Raw genomic sequence first — 20,666 nt, forward strand, 5'->3', positions numbered from 1 at the left:
GGTGTTCCTCTTCTTCGGGTTCTGCCGAGGTGCTCTCCTCGACCGGGACGGGCCACGGGGCCCGGACCCATCAAGGGTACCGGGCACCCAAAGATCGGCTCTCCACCATTAATGCGGCCCTGAAACAGTGGCACTCTGCGATCTCATCTTCTTAAAGTGGGGCAATGCGAACTGGCGAGCCCCTGCCCGCCGTGGAGGACGTCCTCGCCGCCCTCGCGACCGGGCTGTGGCACTGGGACACCGCCACCGGGCTGGTCACCGCGGACGCGGAGGCGGCCCGGCTGATCGGGCTGCCGGCCGAGGCGTCCGTTCTGTCGGAGGCCCTGGTCCGGTCCCGTTTCCACCCCGTGGACTGGAACGAGAACACGAGCATCACCCGGCTGGCCGCGGTCGAGGGCACCCTTGCAGAGGTGCGGCTGCGGGTCATGGACGAGCGGGGCCGGCTGATCCGTACCGTGCGCAGCCGTTTTCGGCCCGTGTACGACTCCGAGGAGCGCGTGTACCGGGTGACCGGCACCCTCCAGGAGGTCACCGAGCCGACCCCCGGCGCCGCCGCCCAGCATCCGGTCACCGGTGACTGGCGGCGCTCCCGGGAGGCGTTCCTGCTGGACGCGGGCCGGGCGCTGGCCGAGGCGCGGTCCACGGAGGAGGTGCTGCGGGTCGCCGCGGGCCTGTCGATGCCGGGGTTCTCCCCGGACGGGCTGGTCGTCTTCGGGGTCAAGGGCGACCGGCTGATGATGATCGGCCACCACGGCCAGCAGATCGACGAGGACAGCCCCTTCAGCAGCATGCCGCTGGAGACCGACTATCCGGCGGCCGAGGTGGCACGGACCGGCCGGGCCGTCTATCTCTCCTCCGCCGAGCAGTACAAGTCCCGCTACCCCGTGACCTGGCCGCTGGCCGAGCGCTTCGGCCGGCAGTCCTGGGCCTTCCTGCCGCTGACGGTGGCCGGACGGACCATGGGCGCCTGGATGGCGGGCTTCACCTACCCGGTGTCGTTCACCCCGGACGAGCGGTCCGTGCTCACCACGGTGGCCCGGATGCTGGCGCAGGCCCTGTCCCGGGCCGGGATCGCCGACTCGGAGCGGGAGCTGACGGACGGCCTCCAGCGCTCCATGCTGCCGACGCTGGGCCCCGACATACCCGGCATGGACACGGCCGCCCGCTACATACCGACCGGCGGCGGACTCCAGGTGGGCGGCGACTGGTACGACATGATCCCGCTGCCGTCCGGCCGGCACGCCCTGGTCATCGGCGACGTCCAGGGCCATGACGTACGGGCCGCGGGACTGATGGGCCAGCTGCGGATCGCGCTGCGCGCCTACGCCTCCGAGGGCCACCGCCCGGACGCGGTGCTCTCCCGGGCCTCCCGTTTCCTGCACGGGATCACCTACGACGAGGACGATGCCGACCTGCGCTTCGCGACCTGCCTGTACGTCGAGGCGGATCCGGCGACCGGGGTGCTGGAGATCGCGCGGGCGGGACATCTCGACCCGACGATCCGGATGGCCGACGGCACGGTGCTGCGGCGGCCGACGGCGGGCGGGCTGCCGCTCGGCATCGACCCGGACGCCGACTATCCGACGACGCGGTTCGCCCTGGAACCCGGCGAGACCATGATGATCTGCACCGACGGTCTGATCGAGACCGGCGGCCACGACATCGAGAGCGGCTGGCAGCGGATCCGGGCGATCATGGAGGAGCACGACGACGGCGACCTGGAGAAACTGGCCGACGGCCTCGTCCAGGCCGTGCACGGCCCCTCCTCCCACTACACCACCGGGCCGCTGGCCGACCGCCGTGAGGACGACATAGCGGTGCTGCTGCTGTCCCGGCCGGGCGGCGGCCGCGGCGAGGAGCCGCCGGCCCTGCGGCCACGGATGCGCCGCACCCTGCTGTCGGTGGCCCAGGACGAGCCCGAGCGGATCTCCGAGGCCCGCCAGCACCTGCGCGAGCTGCTGCACGACTGGGGGTCGCCCGACCAGGTCGACTCGGCGGTCCTGCTGGTCTCCGAGATGCTCACCAACGTCCTCGTGCACACCGACGCGGACGCGCTGCTGCTCGCCGAGGTCTCCGGCCAGGTCCCCGAACGCCGTCTGCGGGTCGAGGTCACGGACGCCGGCGACGACCTCCCGCACAAGCGCCGCCCCGGCGAACTGGCATCCTCCGGCCGCGGCCTGGTCCTGATCGAGGTCCTGGCGGACGCCTGGGGCGTCGATCCGCGCGGGCAGGGCAAGAGCATCTGGTTCGAGCTGTACGAGGCCGACAAGTCCTAGCCGGGGGCGTCAGCCGGTGGCGTACCGGGCGCGCAGCTCGTGTACGACCCCGAAGGCGGCCGCGGTGAGCGGTACGGCCAGCAGCATGCCCAGGATCCCGGCGACGGAGGCGCCGGCCGTGATGGTCAGCATCACCACGGCCGGATGCATCTGCACGGTCCGGCTCTGGATCATGGGCTGCAGCACATGCCCCTCCAGCACCTGCACGGCGAGCACGACGCCCAGCGCCCACAGCGCGATGACGAAGCCGCGGTCGGCGAGGGCGACCAGGACGGCGACGGCACCGGAGATGAAGGCGCCGAGGTAGGGGATGTAGGCGCCGACGAGGACGAGCGCGCCGAGTCCGACGGCGCCCGGCACCCTCAGGACCAGCAGGCCGACGGTGATGCAGACGGCGTCGATGAACGCGATGACGGTGGTGCCGCGCATGAACCCCTCGATGCCCTCGAAGGCACGGCGGGCCATGGCCTCGACCATGTCGGCGCTGGAGCCGGGCGCGACGCCCCGGATGGCGCCGACGACCCGGTCCGAGTCGCGCAGGAAGAAGAAGACGAGCAGCAGCGCGAGGACCGCCATGGCGAGACCCTCTCCCACCACGCTCACCCCGCTGATGACGTTGGAGGCGGCGGTCCCGCCGAACTTGGCGAGAAGCTCCTTCGCGTTGCCGGCCAGGTCGCCGACCGAGGTCCCGGCGGCCCCGAAGTGCCGGGCCAGCGACTTCGCCGCGGCCTTGAGCGAGGAGACGATCTCGTCGCCGGTGTCGATGAGCGCGGCGACGACGATGTAGACGGCACCGCCGACGACGGCGACCACGGCGACGCAGGTGAGTCCGGCGGCGAGGGAGCGGTGCACGCCGACCTGAACGAGCCGTCGGTACAGCGGGCCGAGCAGGGCGGTGCCGAGCAGGGCGAGCAGTACCGGGGTCACCGCGGTGCGGAACTCCGAGCAGAGCCGGACACCGACGTACCCCACCCCGGCGGCCAGCAGCAGCACCGCACACCACGCGGCGAAACGGCGCACGGGCTCGGGCAACAGCTGCACAGGTCCTAGCGGACCACGCGAGGCCGGCGGATGCCCCGCCGTACGCCCCCCACCGAGTGAACGCACCCCCAGCCGCCGTACCAGGGGGCTCCGCCCCCTGGACATCCAGGTTCAGGGCTGAGAGGTGGCGACCTTGATCCCGAATCCGATCAGGACGACACCTGTGATGCGGTCCAGAGCACGTCGTACAGCGGGCTTCTCGAAGAAGGACCGGGCCTTGGCCAGCAACATCACGTAGCTGCCGAGCCAGATGAGTGTGAGGGCCGCGTGGATGAGGACCAGCAGGGTCATCCCGAGGTGTGGTGAGAACCCGGACGGCGCGAGGGTGGGCAGCAGGCCCGTGTAGAAGACGGCGATCTTGGGGTTGAAGACGTTGCTGACCAGCCCGGTGCGCCACGGGTTGCCGGCCGAGGAGGGAACGTTGCCCGCTGCGGTGACGACACGGCCGCGTCGGCTCTGCCATAGCGCCTGGGCTCCAAGGAAGCCCAGGTAGGCCGCGCCGAGAAACTTGACGACCGTGTAGGCCGTGGCGGACGCCGCCAGAACGGCGGCCAGACCGACGACGGTGAGTGTGCCCCAGATGAGCAGGCCCGCTGCGATGCCGCCGACCGTGCGCAGGCCGTCCCGCCAGCCGGACGCGATGGCTCGCTTCGTCACCACCGCCATGTCCGGGCCGGGGACCAGCGTCAGAACAGCGAGCACGCCCGTAGCCGCAAGGAACTGAACGAACATGGGCTCAGTCTCGCACCATGCCCTGCCTCCCTCTCTCGAAGGGGACAGCCCCCTGAACCGATCAAACTTCGATGACACAGGACAGTCCGATGGGGTGCTGGTGCGGGATCCCAACCTAAATTCGACGTCGCCCAGATCCTTGGCGACGTCCCGAACGCGGCAGAGCCGCTCACCTGGTTCCTCCGGTGGTGAGCGGCTCGGGCGCCTTTGGTCTTCACGGCTTCTCAACGGCCTTTGGCGGAGGCCGCCTGACTGGTGTCAGTTGTTGTTGCGGTCACGGCGACGCGCGCGCCTACCCTTGAAGACTTTGAACACCTTGTAGCTGCAGCCGCCGATCGCCGTGCCGAAAATACCGAACGCAGTCGTGAGCGGACCGTTTGCATGGAAAGCGGCGTACGCCACTTCTATATAGCACCCGCCGGTCAGGACCCATCCACCGATGGCAGTGCCGAGCAGGATCCGTTCGTCGCGAAGATCGAGGCGGTCGAGGTCCCTGACCATGACGGCGACCTGCTGCTCGGTGTACGTGTCACACATGGCGACCTCCACGGCGGGTGTCGATGTACTGACGTCCGGTCGCGGAACTGTCGCGGATATCAGAAGCCTGTTCGAGCGACGTGACGAGGATCGCCCTCCGGGGGGCGGGAGTCGCCTCGATGACTTGTGTACTGTCCACTCTGGGTCCGGTTCTGTGTTCGCGGGACATTGGCCCACCAGGGCCCGTCGGCGTGACCTCTCACAGTGCACCGACGGGCCCTTGCGGTTGCCCAGATCTTCTGGCTGTTGAGCCCCATAAATCAAAGATGATCACGGCTTCTGAGACTCATCCCACACTTTCATCAAAACGGACATATGGCGCAAGGCCTGACAGCGTCCTGACGGGGCGTCAGGAGCGCCCGATATCGCCGCAGATCAAGTGCCGCAGGATCCGATGAACATGCAGATTTTCTCGCTGAAAGCCCAGTTGAAGCTGGTTCCTTCCGCGCCAGGGCGCGAGTAATGAAATGCCGTCCGCGGCAGCCCCAGCCGAGCGCACGAGCGATGAAGAGTCCCGCCAGGTCAAATGCCGTCGAAGCCCCCGACCTTGACGCACCTCATGACTACGCGCCCCCTCTTGCCGAGTTGTTCGCTCTCGCCGGCGAGGAGGAGGGGACGCTGAAGAGCACCGGCCGCCACCCCGTAGTGGACGTGGCCAATGCGTGGGAACTGCGGTCCATGCTGGAGGTGACGGCGCCGGGGGTGGAAGTCGGCTATACGACCAGCGGACGCACACGCACGGCGATCCTGGTCCACCCGGATGGTTCGCGGGCACGGGCAACGGCCGAGTGGATCACCCCACCCGAAGTCCACCAGAGCGGCCCCCAAAAGCTCTGGGAAGCACTGGAACGCACGCGTCCATGGGAGTGCAGCAGACCCGGTGCGCTGAGCGGCCCCTCCCCCGTCCGTCCGCTCGGCGCACGTACCGGCGCAACGTGCTGCCGATGCGGGAACTGGACGTACGCCCCGATCCCGGTTCCTCACCTCCAGCGCCCCACCGGTGCAGGAGTGACCCTGTACGCCTGCCCGAGCCATGCCGTCGCGTTGCCACCTGTCCCACCCTCGGGAGAACTGGGCTAGGGCACGGACAGCACCACGTCCCTGAACCTGGCCTCCGCACTCCAGACACGGGCCGTCCGCCTGAACCGAAGGCGGGCGGCCCTATCGCGTCGAGCACCGCCCAGACACGTCCGGTCCGCCGCTCCGTCCCCCTTCCGATCTCTTCATCAGATGCGGCACCTGTGGGAACTCTGGCCGGTCAGCTGGGCGCCACCTCCGAAATCAGCGCCCGGATGCGCTCTTCGATCGCGTCGCGGATCGGGCGGACAGCTTCGACGCCCTGCCCGGCAGGGTCCTCAAGCTGCCAATCGAGGTACCGCTTACCGGGGAAGACGGGGCAGGTGTCGCCGCACCCCATGGTGATCACGACGTCGGACGCCTGGACGGCCTCCACCGTGAGGATCTTCGGTGTCTCGGCGGAGATGTCGATGCCGACCTCGGTCATCGCTTCGACCACGGCCGGGTTGACGGTGTCGGCGGGGGCCGAGCCGGCGGATCGGACCTCAATGCGGTCGCCCGCCAGGTGAGTGAGGAAGGCGGCGGCCATCTGGGAGCGGCCGGCGTTGTGGACGCAGACGAACAGCACCGACGGGCGTGCGGGGGAAGTGCTCATGACGGGTGACTTTCTCGGGGCGTGGTCAGGAGGAGACGGGGTCGGGTTCGCCGCCCGGGATGCTGATCTCACGGCGGGCCGGTGCCGCCTGCGGACCGTAGACGACGGCCACGATGCCGAGCCCGAGCACAAGGCCGAGCAGTTGGGCAGCGATGAACGGGGCGACGGACGCGGGGGCGATGCCGGCGAAGGTGTCGGTGAAGGCACGGCCGATGGTCACCGCCGGGTTCGCGAAGGACGTGGAGGAGGTGAACCAGTAGGCGGCCCCGATGTAGGAGGCCACCGCGGCCGGAGCGAGCGCAGCGCGGCCGACCCGGTCGAGGCCGAACACCAGCAGGATCAACCCCGCCGTGGCGACGACCTCTCCCAGCCACAGGTGTCCGGCCGACCGGTCGTGAGTGGAGAACTTCGCGAGTGGCTCGTCGAACATGGCATCGGCCAGGACCGCGCCGCCGACAGCCCCCGCGATCTGGGCAGGCACGTAAGCAGTGACGTCCCTCAGAGTGAGCCCGCCCGGGGTGCGGCGTTGGGTGAACCAGGCAGCGAGGGTGACGACCGGGTTGAAGTGCGCGCCGGAGACCGGCCCGAACACAGTGATCAGCACGCCCAGGCCGAAGACCGTGGCGAGGGAGTTGGCGAGCAACTGCACGCCGACGTCGTGCGACAGGTCGGTGGCTTGGATGCCGGAGCCCACCACCACCGCCACCAGCAGCCCGGTCCCCATCACCTCCGCGGCGACGCGACGGCCGAGCGAGGCGTTCACGCGCCGACCCCAGCGGTCCGAGAGGTGGTCAGGAACGCGGCGATCCCCTCAAGAACATCGGGCAGCGCCCAGTAGTACACCCATGTACCGCGCCGCTCGCAGTCGATGAGGCCTGCCTGTCGCAGCAGCTTGAGGTGGTGCGAGATCGTCGGCTGGGACAGATCGAAGGCCGGGGTCAGCTCACACACGCACACCTCACCGCCCTCTCCGCGTGAGGCGATCATCGACATCAGACGCAGGCGTACCGGGTCGCCAAGCGCCTTGAAGACCTTCGCCAGGTCGGCCGCGTGGTCTTCATCCAGCGGAGCGGCAGCCAGGCCGGGGCAGCAGACGGATTCCTGCCCGATCACCGCAAGCTCTTGTTTCGACATTCCTCTATGTTGACGTTTTTCGATCCAAGGCACAAGGTTGCATCAATGAACGTCGATACAGGCCGTTCCGGGCCGTGCTGTGGCCCGTCACCTGGGAGTGAGTCATGAACGAGCAGTCCACCGACCTGCGTGAGACCGTCCGTCAGCGGTACGCGGCGGCGGCCGTGAAGGTCACCGAGGGCAGTACCGCGTGCTGCGGGCCCGAGCCGGTCGAGGTCGACGAGAACTTCGGCTCGACCCTGTACGCCGCCGACGAGCGCAACACCCTGCCCGCCGAGGCGGTCGCAGCCTCCCTCGGCTGCGGCAACCCCACCGCGGTCGCCGAGCTGCGCGAGGGCGAACGCGTTCTCGACCTCGGTTCCGGCGGCGGCATCGACGTCCTGCTCTCCGCCCGCCGCGTCGGACCGACCGGCAAGGCGTACGGGCTGGACATGACGGAGGAGATGCTCAACCTGGCCCTGACCAACACGGCGAAGGCGGGCGCGACGAACCTGGAGTTCCTCAAGGGCACCATCGAGGCAATCCCGCTTCCCGCGAGCACCATCGACGTCGTGATCTCGAACTGCGTGATCAACCTGTCCGTCGACAAGCCCGCCGTCTTCGCCGAGACCTACCGCGTACTCAAGCCCGGCGGCCGGATGGGCGTGTCCGACGTTGTCGCCGATGACACCCTCACCCCCGAGCAGCGGGCCGAGCGCGGCGACTACGTCGGTTGCATCGCCGGAGCCCTGTCCTTCGCCGAGTACCGCGCGGGTCTGGAAACGGCCGGCTTCACGGACATCGAGATCACCCCGACGCACTCGGTCGCCGACGGCATGCACTCCGCCATCATCCGCGCCGGCAAGCCCACCGCCGCCACCGTCCCGAACACCGCCGCGACGTCGGCGACTGGCGAATCCTGCTGTGGCCTCACCTCGTGCTGCACCCCGGCCGAGCAGACAACCGACCCGTCCGTCACCGTCAGCGAAGCCAAGGGCGCCGCCGGATGCGCCTGCCAGAGCTGACCTCTTGCCTTCGCACAATCACGCCTAGAACCAACTCAACAGCCCTACCCACCTGTTGGTGGGTAGGGCTGTTGAGTTTGGACCGACGAGGGATTACAGCCCGCCCTCAGTCATCCCATGCACCGCCGGGATGGTGCCGAGGCGCCCCTTCTGGAAGTCCTCAAATGCCTGCTGGAGCTCTGCCTGGGTGTTCATCACGAACGGGCCGTAGTGGGCCATCGGCTCACGGATCGGCTGGCCGCCGAGAAGGACGACCTCCAGGTCGGGCGTGTTCGAGTCCTGCTTTTCATCGGCCCGGACCGTCAGCGACGAGCCCGCACCGAACACGGCCGTCTGCCCAAGGTGGATCGGCCGGCGGTCCGCGCCCACCGAGCCCTTTCCGGCGAGGACGTACGCGAGCGCGTTGAAGTCCTCACGCCAAGGGAGCGTGATCTCCGCACCCGGCGCCAGCGTCGCGTGAACCATGCTGATCGGGGTGTGGGTGATACCCGGACCCTTGTGGCCGTCCAGCTCTCCGGCGATGACCCGCAGCAGCGCACCGCCGTCCGGGGTGGTGAGCAGCTGGACCGTGCCACCGCGGATGTCCTGGTAGCGCGGGGCCATCATCTTGTCCTTGGCCGGCAGGTTCACCCACAGCTGGAGGCCGTGGAAGAGACCGCCGGACACGACGAGGGACTCCGGCGGGGCCTCGATGTGGAGGAGACCGGCACCGGCCGTCATCCACTGGGTGTCACCGTTGGTGATGGTGCCGCCACCGCCGTTGCTGTCCTGGTGGTCGAAGACGCCGTCGATGATGTAGGTGACGGTCTCGAAACCGCGGTGCGGGTGCCAGGGGGTGCCCTTGGGCTCGCCCGGCGCGTACTCCACCTCACCCATCTGGTCCATCATGATGAACGGGTCGAGGTGGCGGTAGTTGATCCCCGCGAACGCCCGGCGCACCGGGAAACCCTCGCCCTCGAAACCGCTCGGCGCGGTCGTGACGGCGAGCACGGGACGGGCCACGGCGTCGGCCGGTGCGGCCACTCGGGGCAGGGTCAGCGGGTTCTCGACGGTCACTGCAGGCATGTTGGCTCCTCCTTGTGCGCCCACTTTAGTTGAGCGTTGAACTTTCTGCTACCCCTAACGGAGAAGGCCCGGAGGACATTCCCTCCGGGCCCGGCCATCCCCCGATCGGCGGATCAGTTGCTGAAGTAGAGGTACTTCCACCCGCTGTAGGTGGTCGAGTTCACGCTGTCACCCGACGAACCGTTGACGTACACCGCACGCACCCGCGCCCGGATGCCGGACTCGCCGGGCGCGCTGTAGCGCACGCCCGCCTTGCCGTTCGAGGCGAGCGCGAAGTACTCGGAGTCCGTCGTGTACCACGTCCCCTGGTAGTAGACCTGGAGGTCCAGGCGCTCCTGGCGGCCCGGGTAGTAGGTCATGGTCGTGGTGATCTCGGGGCCGGTGTTCTTGTGGAACCAGTAGTACGACGTCGAACCGATCTTCGCGATCTTGTAGTGCTTGGAGACCGCGGTGGAGATCTTGACCCGGGCGTACGCCGTGACCTTCGCGGTCTTCGGCGCGTAGCGGGCGTCCCCGTCGAAGACCGCGGAGACGGCCGTGTCGCGGGTCATGTCCACCCAGGCGGCGATGTTCCCGTGGGAGTCCACCTTGCCGGTCTTGATCAGCTTCTTCGGCTTGTCGCCGCCGAAGGGGTCCGCGTAGATCTTCACCGAGCGGTTCTTGTACGTCGTCCCGAGGTGCGCGGTGAACTTCACGTCGGCGCCGTAGTTGTACAGCTTGCCGTTGTTGTTCAGGCTCAGGCTCGTCCCGGCGCGGGAGACCGTGACCTTGTCGGAGGCGGTGGCCGTGGCGTGGTCGGCGTCGCCCGCGTAGGTCACCTTGTAGGTGACCGTGCCGCCGGCCGGCGGGGTGTCGGTGAAGGAGTACGTGCCGTCCGCCTTGACCGTGACGGCGGCGAGCGTCTTGCCGCTGGGGCTCTCGACGTCGGTACGGGTCACGGAGAGCTTGACGCCGGCGGGCAGCGGGACCGTCGCCGAGAGCTTGCCGGTGACGGTCAGCTTCTTGGCGCGGGGCGCCGAGCTCGGGGCGTTGACCGTGAGCGTCGGCACGTTGAGCGTCGGCTGGGTCAGGACCTTGAGCGTGTAGGAGCCGCCGTTCGGCGCCAGCGCGAAGATCCGCGAGGAGTCCGGCGCCCAGCGCAGGTTGCCGGCGGCGTAGTCGGTCGTGGAGCCGACGGCGTAGGTGCGCAGCGGCCTGATGGTGTCGGGCCGGTAGACCGCGACCTTGCCGGCGTTGAACTGGGCGACCAGGCCGGTCGCCGAGATGTCGGCGCCCCACGCTGCGGGGTAGGAGCCGGCCATGCTGAACTTGCCGTTCGCCCACGCGTCCCGGTCGGTGCCGTTGACCAGCACCTGGTCGGCGCCGGGCACGAGGTCGATGTCCGAGATGCCGCTGTTCAGGGTGTAGTCGCCGTCGTACCAGGCGGTGACCTTGGCGGTGCCGTCCGAGACGTCGAGGACGGCCATGGAGTCGGTGGAGATGCCGGTCTCGCCGACGGCCAGCAGGCCCGGCCGGGTCGGGTCGGTGTCCAGCAGCCCCTGGCCCCAGATGCCGGCCGAGGTGCCCTCGGTGGGGAACTGCGCCATCGCCACCGGGTCGGTCCCGCCCGCGGGGTCCACCGCCGGGTCGATGGAGCCGATGTCGCCGTCCCACTGGTCGCCGTACGAGAACCACGCCTTGCCGCCGGCGAAGGCCAGGTGGCGGGGGCCGGTGTTGGTCGGGATGTTGTACGACGTCTTCACGGCCAGCGTGGCCGGGTCGAGGGCGAGGACCTGGTGGACGCCGGGCAGGGCCGCGTACAGGGTGGTGCCGTCGTCCGACAGGGCCAGGTCGCTGACGCCGTCGAAGCCGTCGTCCGAGTCGACGAGGTTGCCGTTGTAGTCGGAGGCGAGGATCCGGCCGTTCGCCGCGTCGCCGACGAACACCCGCTGGAGCGGGCCGTCCACGACGAACCCGCCGATGTTGGTGACGGTGGTGGCGGCTGCCGAGGCGGTCCCCGCCGCCACGACACTCAACGCCGCCGAGCTGAAGACGACCGCGAGCGCTGTCGCGACCGAAGTGCTGCGCATGCGCACAGTGATGAAACCCCCAGTGAGAACCCGGGTTCGCCGGGTGGATGAGAGCGCCGCGCAGCACCCGGACACGACCGCGGAAGAGCGGTTGCGTGCGGGGCGCGGCTGCCTGGGGCAGCCTATGGCATGGCTGTGACAAACGGGGCGGGGTTTTTCGCCCGTCCGATGCCCGTCCGGCGCCCGGCCGGTGTCCGGACGGCGTCTAAGCGGGTCCGGCGAAGTCCGCTGCGGTTCGGAGCGCCCCGAAGGGGCGCTGGGGGAGGAACTGCGCGACCAGCTACGACGGCGCCGCAGACGGCAGACGGCAGACGGCAGACGGCACATCGCGGCACTTCCAGCGGAGCGCTTAGCCGTACATCCGGCGCATCGCGAAGTCGACCATCTGCTCGACCGCCTTGGCGTCGAACACCATGCGGTGCTCGCCCTCCATGTCCAGGACGAAGCCGTAGCCGGTCGGGAGGAGGTCGATGACCTCCGCGCCGGTGATCACGAAGTACTTGGACTCCTTGCCCGCGTACCGGCGCAGCTCCTTCAGCGAGGTGAACATCGGGATCACCGGCTGCTGGGTGTTGTGCAGGGCCAGGAACCCGGGATTGTCTCCGCGCGGGCAGTACACCTTGGACGTGGCGAAGACCTGCTGGAAGTCCTCGGCGGTCACCTGACCCGTGGTGAAGGCGCGTACCGCGTCCGCGAGCGAGGGCGGGGACGGCTCGGGGTAGAGCGGCGGCTGCTGGCCGTACCCGCCGAGCCCGCCGGCCATCTGCTGCTGCGGCGAGGCGTACTGCTGCTGAGCGGCCCCACCGTCCATGGGCTGGCCGTATCCATACATGCGCGCAAGCCTACCGAGACACGCGGTGTCTGCGGGAAGGTAGACCCTTCTCACACTTCACCCGATGGGGGTTGCGTCTTATTACCGACGGGTAGCATCATCGGAGCTACTCGTTGGTATGTGAAAGCTTGCGCGAGGATTCAGTGCCTCGCCGATCCGGATACGGAGCCGTCACCATGGGGCACTACAAGTCCAACCTCCGCGACATCGAATTCAACCTGTTCGAAGTGCTCGGGCGCGACAAGCTGTACGGCACCGGCCCGTTCGCCGAGATGGACACCGACACCGCGAAGAGCGTCCTGGAGGAGCTGACCCGGCTCGCCGAGAACGAGCTCGCGGAGTCCTTCGCCGACGCCGACCGCAACCCCCCGGTCTTCGACCCGGAGACCAACACCGCCCCGGTCCCGGCGTCCTTCAAGAAGAGCTACAAGGCCTTCATGGACTCCGAGTACTGGCGCCTGGGCCTGCCCGAGGAGATCGGCGGCACCACCGCCCCGCCGTCGCTCATCTGGTCGTACGCGGAGCTGATCCTCGGCGCCAACCCGGCCGTGTGGATGTACTCCTCCGGCCCGGCGTTCGCCCGGATCCTCTTCGAGGAGGGCACCGAGGAGCAGAAGAAGTGGGCGCAGCTCGCCGTGGACCGGACCTGGGGTTCGACCATGGTGCTCACCGAGCCCGACGCGGGTTCGGACGTCGGCGCCGGCCGTACCAAGGCGGTCCAGCAGGAGGACGGCTCCTGGCACATCGAGGGCGTGAAGCGCTTCATCACCTCCGGTGAGCACGACATGGAGGAGAACATCCTCCACTACGTGCTGGCGCGGCCCGAGGGTGCCGGCCCGGGCACGAAGGGGCTCTCCCTCTTCCTCGTCCCGAAGTTCCTCTTCGACTTCGAGACCGGCGAGCTGGGCGAGCGCAACGGCGTCTACGCCACGAACGTCGAGCACAAGATGGGCCTGAAGGCCTCCAACACCTGCGAGATGACCTTCGGCGACCGCCACCCGGCCAAGGGCTGGCTGATCGGCGACAAGCACGAGGGCATCCGCCAGATGTTCCGGATCATCGAGTTCGCCCGGATGATGGTCGGCACGAAGGCCATCTCGACGCTCTCCACCGGGTACCTCAACGCCCTTGAGTACGCCAAGGAGCGCGTCCAGGGTCCCGACCTGGCGAACTTCATGGACAAGACCGCGCCCAAGGTCACCATCACCCACCACCCCGACGTCCGCCGCTCGCTGATCACGCAGAAGGCGTACGCCGAGGGCATGCGCGCCCTCGTCCTCTACACCGCCTCGGTCCAGGACGCCATCGCCGTCAAGGAGGCGAACGGCGAGGACCCGAAGACCGAGCACGCGCTCAACGACCTGCTCCTGCCGATCGTCAAGGGCTACGGCTCCGAGAAGGGCTACGAGCAGCTCGCCCAGTCGCTGCAGACCTTCGGCGGCTCCGGCTTCCTGCAGGAGTACCCGATCGAGCAGTACATCCGCGACGCCAAGATCGACACCCTCTACGAGGGCACCACCGCCATCCAGGGCCAGGACTTCTTCTTCCGGAAGATCGTCCGCAACCAGGGCGCGGCGCTGAACTCCCTCGCCGAGGACATCAAGAAGTTCCTGGCGCTCGGCACCGGCGGCGAGGAGCTGGCGGGCGCCCGCGAGCACCTCGCGAAGGCGGCCGTCGAGCTGGAGGCGATCGTCGGCCTGATGCTGACCGACCTCGCGGCCACCGAGCAGGACGTCAAGAACATCTACAAGGTGGGCCTGAACACCACCCGCCTGCTGCTCGCCTCCGGTGACGTGATCGTCGGCTACCTGCTGCTCAAGGGCGCCGCGATCGCCGCCGAGAAGCTGGAGACGGCGTCGAACAAGGACAAGGCGTTCTACACCGGCAAGATCGCGGCGGCGAAGTTCTTCGCGGCCAACGTGCTGCCGGGCGTCACCCTGGCCCGCAAGGTCGCGGCCGACGTCGACCTCGACCTGATGGAACTGGACGAGGCCGCTTTCTGACCGGCTTGAGTTCCGCTACGGTGGCCCGCTCCCTCTTCGGGGAGCGGGCCACCGTACGTCGTTAAGGTGAAGCACATGAGCGAACCCTCCCGCTTCGATCGCGGCCACACCGACGACCTGATGTCCTTCCTCGCGGCGAGCCCCACGCCGTACCACGCCGTGGCGAACGCCGGCGAACGGCTGGAGAAGGCCGGTTTCCGGCAGGTCAACGAGACCGACGCCTGGGACACGGAGACATCAGCGGCTTCCGCCGCGGGCACCGGCGGCAAGTACGTGCTGCGCGGCGGCGCGATCATCGCCTGGTACGTCCCGGAGGGCGCCGCGCCCCACACGCCGTTCCGGATCGTGGGCGCCCACACCGACTCCCCGAACCTGCGGGTGAAGCCCCGCCCGGACACCGGGGCGCAGGGCTTCCGCCAGGTCGCCGTGGAGATCTACGGCGGACCGCTCATGAACTCCTGGCTCGACCGGGACCTGGGCCTGGCCGGCCGGCTCAGCCTGCGCGACGGCTCCACCCGCCTCGTCGACGTGAACCGGCCGCTGCTGCGGGTGCCCCAGCTCGCCATCCACCTGGACCGTGCGGTCAGCAGCGAGGGGCTCAAGCTGGACAAGCAGCGCCACCTCCAGCCGATCTGGGGCCTCGGCGACGACGTCCGCGACGGCGACCTGATCGCCTTCCTGGAGCAGGAGGCGGGGCTGCCGGCCGGCTCGGTCACCGGCTGGGACCTGATGACGTACGCCATCGAACCGCCGGCCTACCTGGGCCGCGACCAGGAGCTGCTGGCCGGCCCGCGGATGGACAACCTGCTGTCCGTGCACGCCGGTACGGCGGCCCTGGCGGCCGTGGCGGCGGGCGGCGCGGCGCCCCCCTGCATCCCGGTGCTCGCCGCCTTCGACCACGAGGAGACCGGCTCCCAGTCGGACACCGGCGCGGACGGCCCGCTGCTCGGCAGCGTGCTGGAGCGCTCGGTGCTGGCCCGCGGCGGGTCGTACGAGGACCGGGCCCGGGCCCTCGCCGCCACCATCTGTCTCTCCTCCGACATGGGCCACGCCGTCCACCCCAACTACGCCGAGCGCCACGACCCGACGCACCACCCGCGCCCCAACGGCGGCCCCATCCTCAAGGTCAACGTCAACAACCGCTACGCGACCGACGGTGCGGGCCGCGCGGTCTTCGCTGCCGCCTGCGAGAAGGCCGGGGTGCCCTTCCAGACCTTCGTCTCCAACAACTCCATGCCCTGCGGCACGACCATCGGCCCGATCACCGCGGCCCGCCACGGCATCCAGACCGTCGACATCGGCGCGGCCGCCCTCTCCATGCACAGCGCGCGCGAACTGTGCGGCGCCGACGACCCGTTCCTGCTGGCGAACGCACTGGTGGCGTTCCTGGAAGGGTAGTCGCGCATGACGGTGGGTACGGCGCGTAACGGACACAGCCGCACCCACAGGGTCATCACAGGCAACCGTGAGCAATCCGTTACAGCGTTCAACTATCGGAGTTGTACGGATTTCGTGAAGACTGTGGATCGCTGACGGGTCCGGAATATCGACTTCCGGATCCACCGCGGTCTTCACGACAGGGGGTACCGAGCCGTGCGCCGTCACGCCACGCGCCGTGCCCACGCCGCCCCCGACGAACCCGGCGACAGACCCAGAATCGCCGTGCTGATCCCGGCCCACAACGAGCAGGAACGTATCTCCGACGCGATCGACGGCCTCTGGGAACAGACCCGGCGCCCCGACCTGATCGTCGTCGTCGCCGACAACTGCACCGACGACACGGCCGGCGTCGCCGCCGCCCACGGCGCCCAGGTCTTCCCCACCCAGGGCAACACCCACAAGAAGGCCGGTGCCCTCAACCAGGCCATCGCCTGGGTGCTGCCGCACATGGACGACCGCGACCTGCTCCTCGTGCAGGACGCCGACACCGTCCTCAACCCCTGGTTCGTCGAGACCGCGCTCGCCACCTTCAACCGCAAGGTCGGCGCGGTCGGCGGGGTCTTCTACGGCGAGGACGGCGGGGGCCTCCTCGGCCTGCTGCAGCGCATGGAGTTCCACCGCTACGCCTGGGAACTGGAGCGCACCGGCGGCAGGGCCCAGGTCCTCACCGGCACCGGCACGATGTTCCGCGCCCGCGTGCTGCGCGAGGTCCGCGCCGCCCGCCGCGCCGGCGAACTCGGCGGCGGCACCGGCTACTACAGCCTCGCCTCGCTCACCGAGGACGACGAGATGACCAAGGCGGTCAAGACCCTCGGCTACCGGGCCATGTCCCCGGCGGGCTGCGCGGTCACCACCGAGGTCATGCCCACCCTGCCCAAGCTGTGGCACCAACGGCTGCGGTGGCAGCGCGGCGCGCTGGAGAACCTCCGCGACTACGGCTGGACCCGGGTCACCGCCCGCTACTTCATGCAGCAGTTCCTGATGGGCTTCGGCGCGCTCTCCTTCCTGATCTACCTGACCTTCATGGCCACGTACACCTCGCTGTACGGCTGGCCGGGCCTGTCGCCGTTCTGGACGGCGATCGGCCTGATCTTCATCGTCGAGAAGACCGTCTCCGTACGGCGCGCGGGACCGAAGGCCGTCCTGGTCGCCGCGCTGATGATCCCGGAGATGCTCTACGACCTCTTCCAGCACGCCGTCTACTTCACCTCGCTGTGGGGGCTGGTGCGCCGCAGCGAGGAGAAGTGGGTCGCGACATGAGCCCCGCCCCCCACATGGCAACCCTCAGAGGAGAAGCACGATGTACGGACGAGTGATCGGTGCCGGTACGACCGGCGCCGGGGGCGCGACGTTGGCCGCCACCGGGCTCTGGCTCAACAGCATGGCGATGGTGGTGGCGGCCACGACGCTGGTGGCGGCCGGGGTGGCGCTGTTCAAGCTGGCGCCGCGGAGGCGGTAGCGGGTCGTCGTTCGTCTGCGGGTACGTGGGGGCTGGTCGCGCAGTTCCCCGCGCCCCTTTCAGGGGCGCTGATCCATCCCGGCGAGAATCAGTGGAAGTCGGTCCGTGCCACCCTCCGTGATCCGCACCGGTACGCCCCAGTCCTGCTGGTGCACATGGCAGGCCGGGTATTCGTTCGCCTCGTCGTCGTCGCAGCTCGCCGCCATGGCCGAGACGTGCAGGACGCCCTCTTCGATCGCCGGGTTCAGGTCCAGGTCTCTCGACAGGTCGGTGTCGGCGCCCTCGCCCTTGAGCAGCAGCTCCGGCGGGGTCGACGACACCAGCAGGCGGGTGGACGGGCCGTAGCGTGTGTCCAGCTTCTGGCCCGCCGGGGCCTGGAAGATCACGTCCAGCCGGAGCCTGCCCGGAGCCACCTCGGTCGCCGAGCGCTGGGTGCGGTGGGCGACCGACTCCACCCGGACCGCCTCCTCGGGGAGCCGCAGCCGGGTCAGCCGGTGGCGGGCCGACTCGACCACCACGATCTCGTCGCCGGCCAGCACCGCGTCGCTCGGCTCTCTCAGGTCCGTCGCCAGCGTGGTGACCTCGCCGGTCGACGGGTCGTAGCGGCGCAGCGCGTGGTTGTAGGTGTCGGACACCGCGACCGAGCCGTCGGGCAGGGCCGTCACGCCCAGCGGGTGCTGGAACAGGGCCTGGCCGGCCGCGCCGTCCCGGTGGCCGAAGTCGAAGAGGCCGGTGCCGACGGCCGTGTGGACGTGCCCGTCCAGGTCGACCCAGCGCAGGGCGCTCGTCTCGGAGTCGGCGAGCCAGAGACGCTCCGCGGTGGCCGCGAGGCCGGACGGCTGCGCGAACCAGGCCTCGGCCGCCGGCCCGTCGACCAGTCCCTCGTTGGTGGTCCCGGCGGCGACGGCGACCGTCCTGCTCTCCGGGTCGTACGTCCACAGCTGGTGCACGCCCGCCATGGCGATCCACACCCTGCCGCCGAAGACCGCCACGTCCCAGGGGGAGGACAGGTCGATCTCGCGGGCCGGACCGGAGGTCGGGGAGCCCTGCCACCACTGCCGTCCGGTGCCGGCGAGGGTGCTCACCTCACCGGTGGCGAGGTCGAGGCGGCGCAGGGCGTGGTTGACGGTGTCGGCGACGGCCACCGAGCCGTCGTCGAGGAGCGCGAGGCCCTGCGGTTCGTTGAAGGAGGCGGTGTCCGCCGTACCGTCGGCGAAACCGCGCGTGCCGGAGCCGAGCCGCCGTACGACCGTCTCCGCGTCCTCGGCCAGCTCCACCAGCTGGTGCCGGGTGGTGTCGCTGACCAGGAAGTTCCCCGAGGGCAGCAGCAGGGCCTTGCCGGGGAAGCGCAGAGCGGTCGGCTCGGGCTCCGGCGGCACGTACGGGCCGTCGCCGCGCCGCAGGGTGCCCTTCGCCTCGTGCTCCGCCTCCAGCTCCTCGACCAGCCGCGCGATCGCGTGCGCGTGACCCTCGCCGGCGTGCTGGGCGACGACGTACCCCTCGGGGTCGATGACGACCAGCGTCGGCCAGGCCCGGACCGCGTACTGCTTCCAGGTGGCGAGCTCCGGGTCGTCCAGCACCGGGTGCTCCACGCCGTACCGCTCCACGGCGTCGACGACCGCCTGGTGCTCCGCCTCGTGCACGAACTTCGGCGAGTGCACCCCGATGATCACCACCGTGTCCCGGTGCCGCTCCTCCAGCTCCCGCAGCTCGTCCAGGACGTGCAGGCAGTTCACGCAACAAAATGTCCAAAAATCAACAATTACGATGCGCCCACGGAGCTCCGCGAGGCTGAGCTGCTTGTCACCTGTGTTGATCCAGCCACCCTTGCCGATCAGCTCGGGGGCGCGGACGCGGGCACGGCGCGGGGTGGGCGCCGGGGATGCGTGGTTCATGGATCAAGAGTGCCATCCCCGACCGACAATCCCCGCGGCGCTCCCGCGCTCGTCGCCCGGCCGTCAGTCCTGGCGGGTCACATCGGTCCCGGGGCCGCCGGAGAGCGTGTCCCGGCCGGGACCGCCGTACAGCCTGTCGTTGCCGCTGTTGCCGTACAGCTTGTCGTTCCCGCTGTTGCCGTACAGGACGTCATCGCCCTTGCCGCCGTACAGGGTGTCGGCGCCGGCTCCTCCGGTGATGGTGTCCTTGCCGTCGTCGCCGGACAGGTACTGGGCTCCGGCGCCGCCGCGCAGCACGTCGTTGCCCTTGCCGCCCTGCACGATGTTGTCGCCGCCGCTCGCGTTGACCGTGTCGTTGCCGTCGCCGCCCCAGGCGAGACCTTCCTTGCCCACGGTGATGGTGTCGTTGCCCGTGTCGCCGGAGACGTAGGCGCCGTCGAGGCGGCCGTAGTCGGCCGCCCGGTCGTTGCCGGGGCCCAGGGAGATCTCGGCGTAGAAGTAGATCTGATCGGTGGAGTTCTTGTACGCGACCATGTCGTTGCCGTCGCCGAGGTTCACGACGAGGGCGGCGTAAGGGTCCTGGGAGTCGATCAAGGTGACCGTGCAGGAGACTCGCGTGCGGTCCGCGCTGTCGGGGTAGACGCAGTCCTGGCCCGCGTCGATCGGGACGACGTCGTCGATCGCGTAGGTGATGCCTGTTTTGTCCGCTGTGAGGGTCCCCGTGACGGTGGCCTTGTTGGTCTGGCCGGGGGCGGCCTTGTAGGTGAGCTGCCAGCCGTGGCTGACCACGGCGGTGGCCGGTGCCGTCGCGGCGCCGGCGGGGCCGGCCGTGGTGAGTGCCGCGGCCATGGCCGCACCGAGAGCCAGCGTCATCGCCGGGACGGCGCGTATGACCCGGCGGCGGACGGGACGAGCATGCATGGAAACCTCCGAGAGGACGGTGCGCAACGACGCGAACTACGCCTCGTCGGACTCGGAGCCCACCTCTTTGGTTGGGCAACTTCTGCACAAACACGTGGAGTTCAACTCCCGGACATCCACTGGACCGAGGAAATCCGAGGCCCGGTCAGATGAGGGCGTGTCCGGTCGTCGCGTCCACGTGCCCGGGAACCTCGTCGTGCCGATCGCCCACCGTGAGGGTTCCGGTGGGCTCTAGGAGCAGGATCTCGGTGGGCACGCGCGCGTGCGGCTTGTGTTCGATGCCGCGGGGCACCGTGAAGACGGAGCCCTTGGGGAGGACGACCGTGCGCTCGCCCGCCGGCTCCCGCAGGGCGATGTGCAGCTCGCCCTCCAGGACCAGGAAGAACTCGTCGGTGTGGTCGTGGACGTGCCAGAGGTGCTCGCCCTCGACCTTGGCGACGCGGACGTCGTAGTCGTTGACGGCGGTGACGATGCGCGGGCTCCACCGGTCCTCGAAGGAGGCGAGGGCATGGGCGAGGGAGATGGGTTCACTGGTCATGGCGGTCATCCTGGGCCGTGGCCAGGCATCGGCGTGAGTGCTAGAAAT

Annotated in this window: 18 protein-coding genes; 6 read left to right on the forward strand and 12 right to left on the reverse strand. The window is 69.5% G+C overall.

The genetic code is table 11. The features are described from left to right. Positions 1-164: 164 nt before the first annotated feature. On the forward strand, positions 165-2,276 hold the full coding sequence (locus tag SSP29_RS10965) for a SpoIIE family protein phosphatase (protein WP_089100360.1): 2,112 nt from the start codon (positions 165-167) through the stop codon (positions 2,274-2,276). A 9-nt stretch (positions 2,277-2,285) separates the two neighbouring features. Here SSP29_RS10965 and SSP29_RS10970 read toward each other — a convergent pair whose 3' ends face one another. From SSP29_RS10970 to SSP29_RS11000, 6 genes are all read right to left on the reverse strand, one after another. Continuing rightward, positions 2,286-3,317 carry an AI-2E family transporter gene (locus SSP29_RS10970; protein ID WP_089100361.1) on the reverse strand — a complete coding sequence of 344 codons (1,032 nt, stop codon included), beginning with the start codon at positions 3,315-3,317 and terminating at the stop codon, positions 2,286-2,288. 111 nt (positions 3,318-3,428) lie between these two features. Further along, on the reverse strand, positions 3,429-4,049 hold the full coding sequence (locus SSP29_RS10975; RefSeq protein WP_089100362.1) for a LysE family translocator: 621 nt from the start codon (positions 4,047-4,049) through the stop codon (positions 3,429-3,431). Positions 4,050-4,307: 258 nt separating this feature from the next. Next, positions 4,308-4,586, reverse strand: a complete 279-nt coding sequence (locus SSP29_RS10980; RefSeq protein WP_145968876.1) for a hypothetical protein — start codon at positions 4,584-4,586, stop codon at positions 4,308-4,310. A gap of 1,258 nt (positions 4,587-5,844) precedes the next feature. Further along, entirely contained in the window at positions 5,845-6,258 is a 414-nt protein-coding gene (locus tag SSP29_RS10990) for an arsenate reductase ArsC (RefSeq protein WP_089100364.1), read from the reverse strand. A gap of 25 nt (positions 6,259-6,283) precedes the next feature. Further along, positions 6,284-6,982 (reverse strand): aquaporin, encoded by a 699-nt coding sequence (locus tag SSP29_RS10995; protein WP_218036902.1) that lies wholly within the window; start codon positions 6,980-6,982, stop codon positions 6,284-6,286. A gap of 35 nt (positions 6,983-7,017) precedes the next feature. After that, positions 7,018-7,392, reverse strand: coding sequence for an ArsR/SmtB family transcription factor (locus SSP29_RS11000; protein WP_089100366.1), 375 nt, complete (start codon positions 7,390-7,392; stop codon positions 7,018-7,020). Between the two features lie 104 nt (positions 7,393-7,496). On the opposite strand from SSP29_RS11000, the gene arsM reads away from it, so the two are divergent. Further along, positions 7,497-8,396 (forward strand): arsenite methyltransferase, encoded by a 900-nt coding sequence (arsM, locus tag SSP29_RS11005; protein ID WP_089100367.1) that lies wholly within the window; start codon positions 7,497-7,499, stop codon positions 8,394-8,396. A 93-nt stretch (positions 8,397-8,489) separates the two neighbouring features. Here the strand turns inward: arsM and SSP29_RS11010 are convergent, their stop codons facing one another. The 3 genes from SSP29_RS11010 to SSP29_RS11020 form a co-directional block, all read right to left on the reverse strand. Next, on the reverse strand, positions 8,490-9,461 hold the full coding sequence (locus SSP29_RS11010) for a pirin family protein (protein ID WP_089100368.1): 972 nt from the start codon (positions 9,459-9,461) through the stop codon (positions 8,490-8,492). A gap of 113 nt (positions 9,462-9,574) precedes the next feature. After that, entirely contained in the window at positions 9,575-11,530 is a 1,956-nt protein-coding gene (locus tag SSP29_RS11015) for an Ig-like domain repeat protein (RefSeq protein ID WP_089100369.1), read from the reverse strand. Positions 11,531-11,879: 349 nt separating this feature from the next. Then, the gene (locus SSP29_RS11020; RefSeq protein WP_089100370.1) at positions 11,880-12,362 is read right to left on the reverse strand and encodes an SseB family protein; all 483 of its coding nucleotides are present in this window, start codon (positions 12,360-12,362) and stop codon (positions 11,880-11,882) included. Between the two features lie 176 nt (positions 12,363-12,538). On the opposite strand from SSP29_RS11020, the gene SSP29_RS11025 reads away from it, so the two are divergent. The 4 genes from SSP29_RS11025 to SSP29_RS58415 all read left to right on the forward strand — a co-directional run bounded on the left by SSP29_RS11025 (position 12,539) and on the right by SSP29_RS58415 (position 17,264). After that, on the forward strand, positions 12,539-14,365 hold the full coding sequence (locus SSP29_RS11025) for an acyl-CoA dehydrogenase (RefSeq protein WP_089100371.1): 1,827 nt from the start codon (positions 12,539-12,541) through the stop codon (positions 14,363-14,365). A gap of 75 nt (positions 14,366-14,440) precedes the next feature. Then, positions 14,441-15,763 carry a M18 family aminopeptidase gene (locus tag SSP29_RS11030; protein ID WP_089100372.1) on the forward strand — a complete coding sequence of 441 codons (1,323 nt, stop codon included), beginning with the start codon at positions 14,441-14,443 and terminating at the stop codon, positions 15,761-15,763. 195 nt (positions 15,764-15,958) lie between these two features. Continuing rightward, complete coding sequence (locus tag SSP29_RS11035; protein ID WP_245883069.1) at positions 15,959-17,065, forward strand: glycosyltransferase family 2 protein; 1,107 nt, start codon at positions 15,959-15,961, stop codon at positions 17,063-17,065. Between the two features lie 40 nt (positions 17,066-17,105). Continuing rightward, positions 17,106-17,264 carry a hypothetical protein gene (locus tag SSP29_RS58415; RefSeq protein ID WP_167449897.1) on the forward strand — a complete coding sequence of 53 codons (159 nt, stop codon included), beginning with the start codon at positions 17,106-17,108 and terminating at the stop codon, positions 17,262-17,264. A 59-nt stretch (positions 17,265-17,323) separates the two neighbouring features. Here SSP29_RS58415 and SSP29_RS11040 read toward each other — a convergent pair whose 3' ends face one another. From SSP29_RS11040 to SSP29_RS11050, 3 genes are all read right to left on the reverse strand, one after another. Then, positions 17,324-19,159 carry an NHL domain-containing thioredoxin family protein gene (locus tag SSP29_RS11040; protein ID WP_089100373.1) on the reverse strand — a complete coding sequence of 612 codons (1,836 nt, stop codon included), beginning with the start codon at positions 19,157-19,159 and terminating at the stop codon, positions 17,324-17,326. Positions 19,160-19,222: 63 nt separating this feature from the next. Beyond that, positions 19,223-20,080 (reverse strand): calcium-binding protein, encoded by an 858-nt coding sequence (locus tag SSP29_RS11045; RefSeq protein ID WP_089100374.1) that lies wholly within the window; start codon positions 20,078-20,080, stop codon positions 19,223-19,225. A 145-nt stretch (positions 20,081-20,225) separates the two neighbouring features. After that, on the reverse strand, positions 20,226-20,618 hold the full coding sequence (locus SSP29_RS11050) for a cupin domain-containing protein (RefSeq protein ID WP_089100375.1): 393 nt from the start codon (positions 20,616-20,618) through the stop codon (positions 20,226-20,228). Positions 20,619-20,666: the final 48 nt, after the last annotated feature.

The organism is Streptomyces hyaluromycini (assembly GCF_002217755.1).
In the GTDB taxonomy this organism is placed as follows: domain Bacteria; phylum Actinomycetota; class Actinomycetes; order Streptomycetales; family Streptomycetaceae; genus Streptomyces; species Streptomyces hyaluromycini.

Coding starts and splice junctions, on each gene's coding strand:
- arsM (WP_089100367.1), top strand. CDS start 7,497: ATGAACGAGCAGTCCACCGACCTGCGTGAGACCGTCCGTCAGCGGTAC.
- SSP29_RS11040 (WP_089100373.1), bottom strand. CDS start 19,159: ATGAACCACGCATCCCCGGCGCCCACCCCGCGCCGTGCCCGCGTCCGC.
- SSP29_RS11050 (WP_089100375.1), bottom strand. CDS start 20,618: ATGACCAGTGAACCCATCTCCCTCGCCCATGCCCTCGCCTCCTTCGAG.
- SSP29_RS11045 (WP_089100374.1), bottom strand. CDS start 20,080: ATGCATGCTCGTCCCGTCCGCCGCCGGGTCATACGCGCCGTCCCGGCG.
- SSP29_RS10975 (WP_089100362.1), bottom strand. CDS start 4,049: ATGTTCGTTCAGTTCCTTGCGGCTACGGGCGTGCTCGCTGTTCTGACG.
- SSP29_RS10995 (WP_218036902.1), bottom strand. CDS start 6,982: ATGGGGACCGGGCTGCTGGTGGCGGTGGTGGTGGGCTCCGGCATCCAA.
- SSP29_RS11030 (WP_089100372.1), top strand. CDS start 14,441: ATGAGCGAACCCTCCCGCTTCGATCGCGGCCACACCGACGACCTGATG.
- SSP29_RS10965 (WP_089100360.1), top strand. CDS start 165: ATGCGAACTGGCGAGCCCCTGCCCGCCGTGGAGGACGTCCTCGCCGCC.
- SSP29_RS11010 (WP_089100368.1), bottom strand. CDS start 9,461: ATGCCTGCAGTGACCGTCGAGAACCCGCTGACCCTGCCCCGAGTGGCC.
- SSP29_RS11020 (WP_089100370.1), bottom strand. CDS start 12,362: ATGTATGGATACGGCCAGCCCATGGACGGTGGGGCCGCTCAGCAGCAG.
- SSP29_RS11025 (WP_089100371.1), top strand. CDS start 12,539: ATGGGGCACTACAAGTCCAACCTCCGCGACATCGAATTCAACCTGTTC.
- SSP29_RS10990 (WP_089100364.1), bottom strand. CDS start 6,258: ATGAGCACTTCCCCCGCACGCCCGTCGGTGCTGTTCGTCTGCGTCCAC.
- SSP29_RS58415 (WP_167449897.1), top strand. CDS start 17,106: ATGTACGGACGAGTGATCGGTGCCGGTACGACCGGCGCCGGGGGCGCG.
- SSP29_RS11000 (WP_089100366.1), bottom strand. CDS start 7,392: ATGTCGAAACAAGAGCTTGCGGTGATCGGGCAGGAATCCGTCTGCTGC.
- SSP29_RS11015 (WP_089100369.1), bottom strand. CDS start 11,530: ATGCGCAGCACTTCGGTCGCGACAGCGCTCGCGGTCGTCTTCAGCTCG.
- SSP29_RS10980 (WP_145968876.1), bottom strand. CDS start 4,586: ATGTGTGACACGTACACCGAGCAGCAGGTCGCCGTCATGGTCAGGGAC.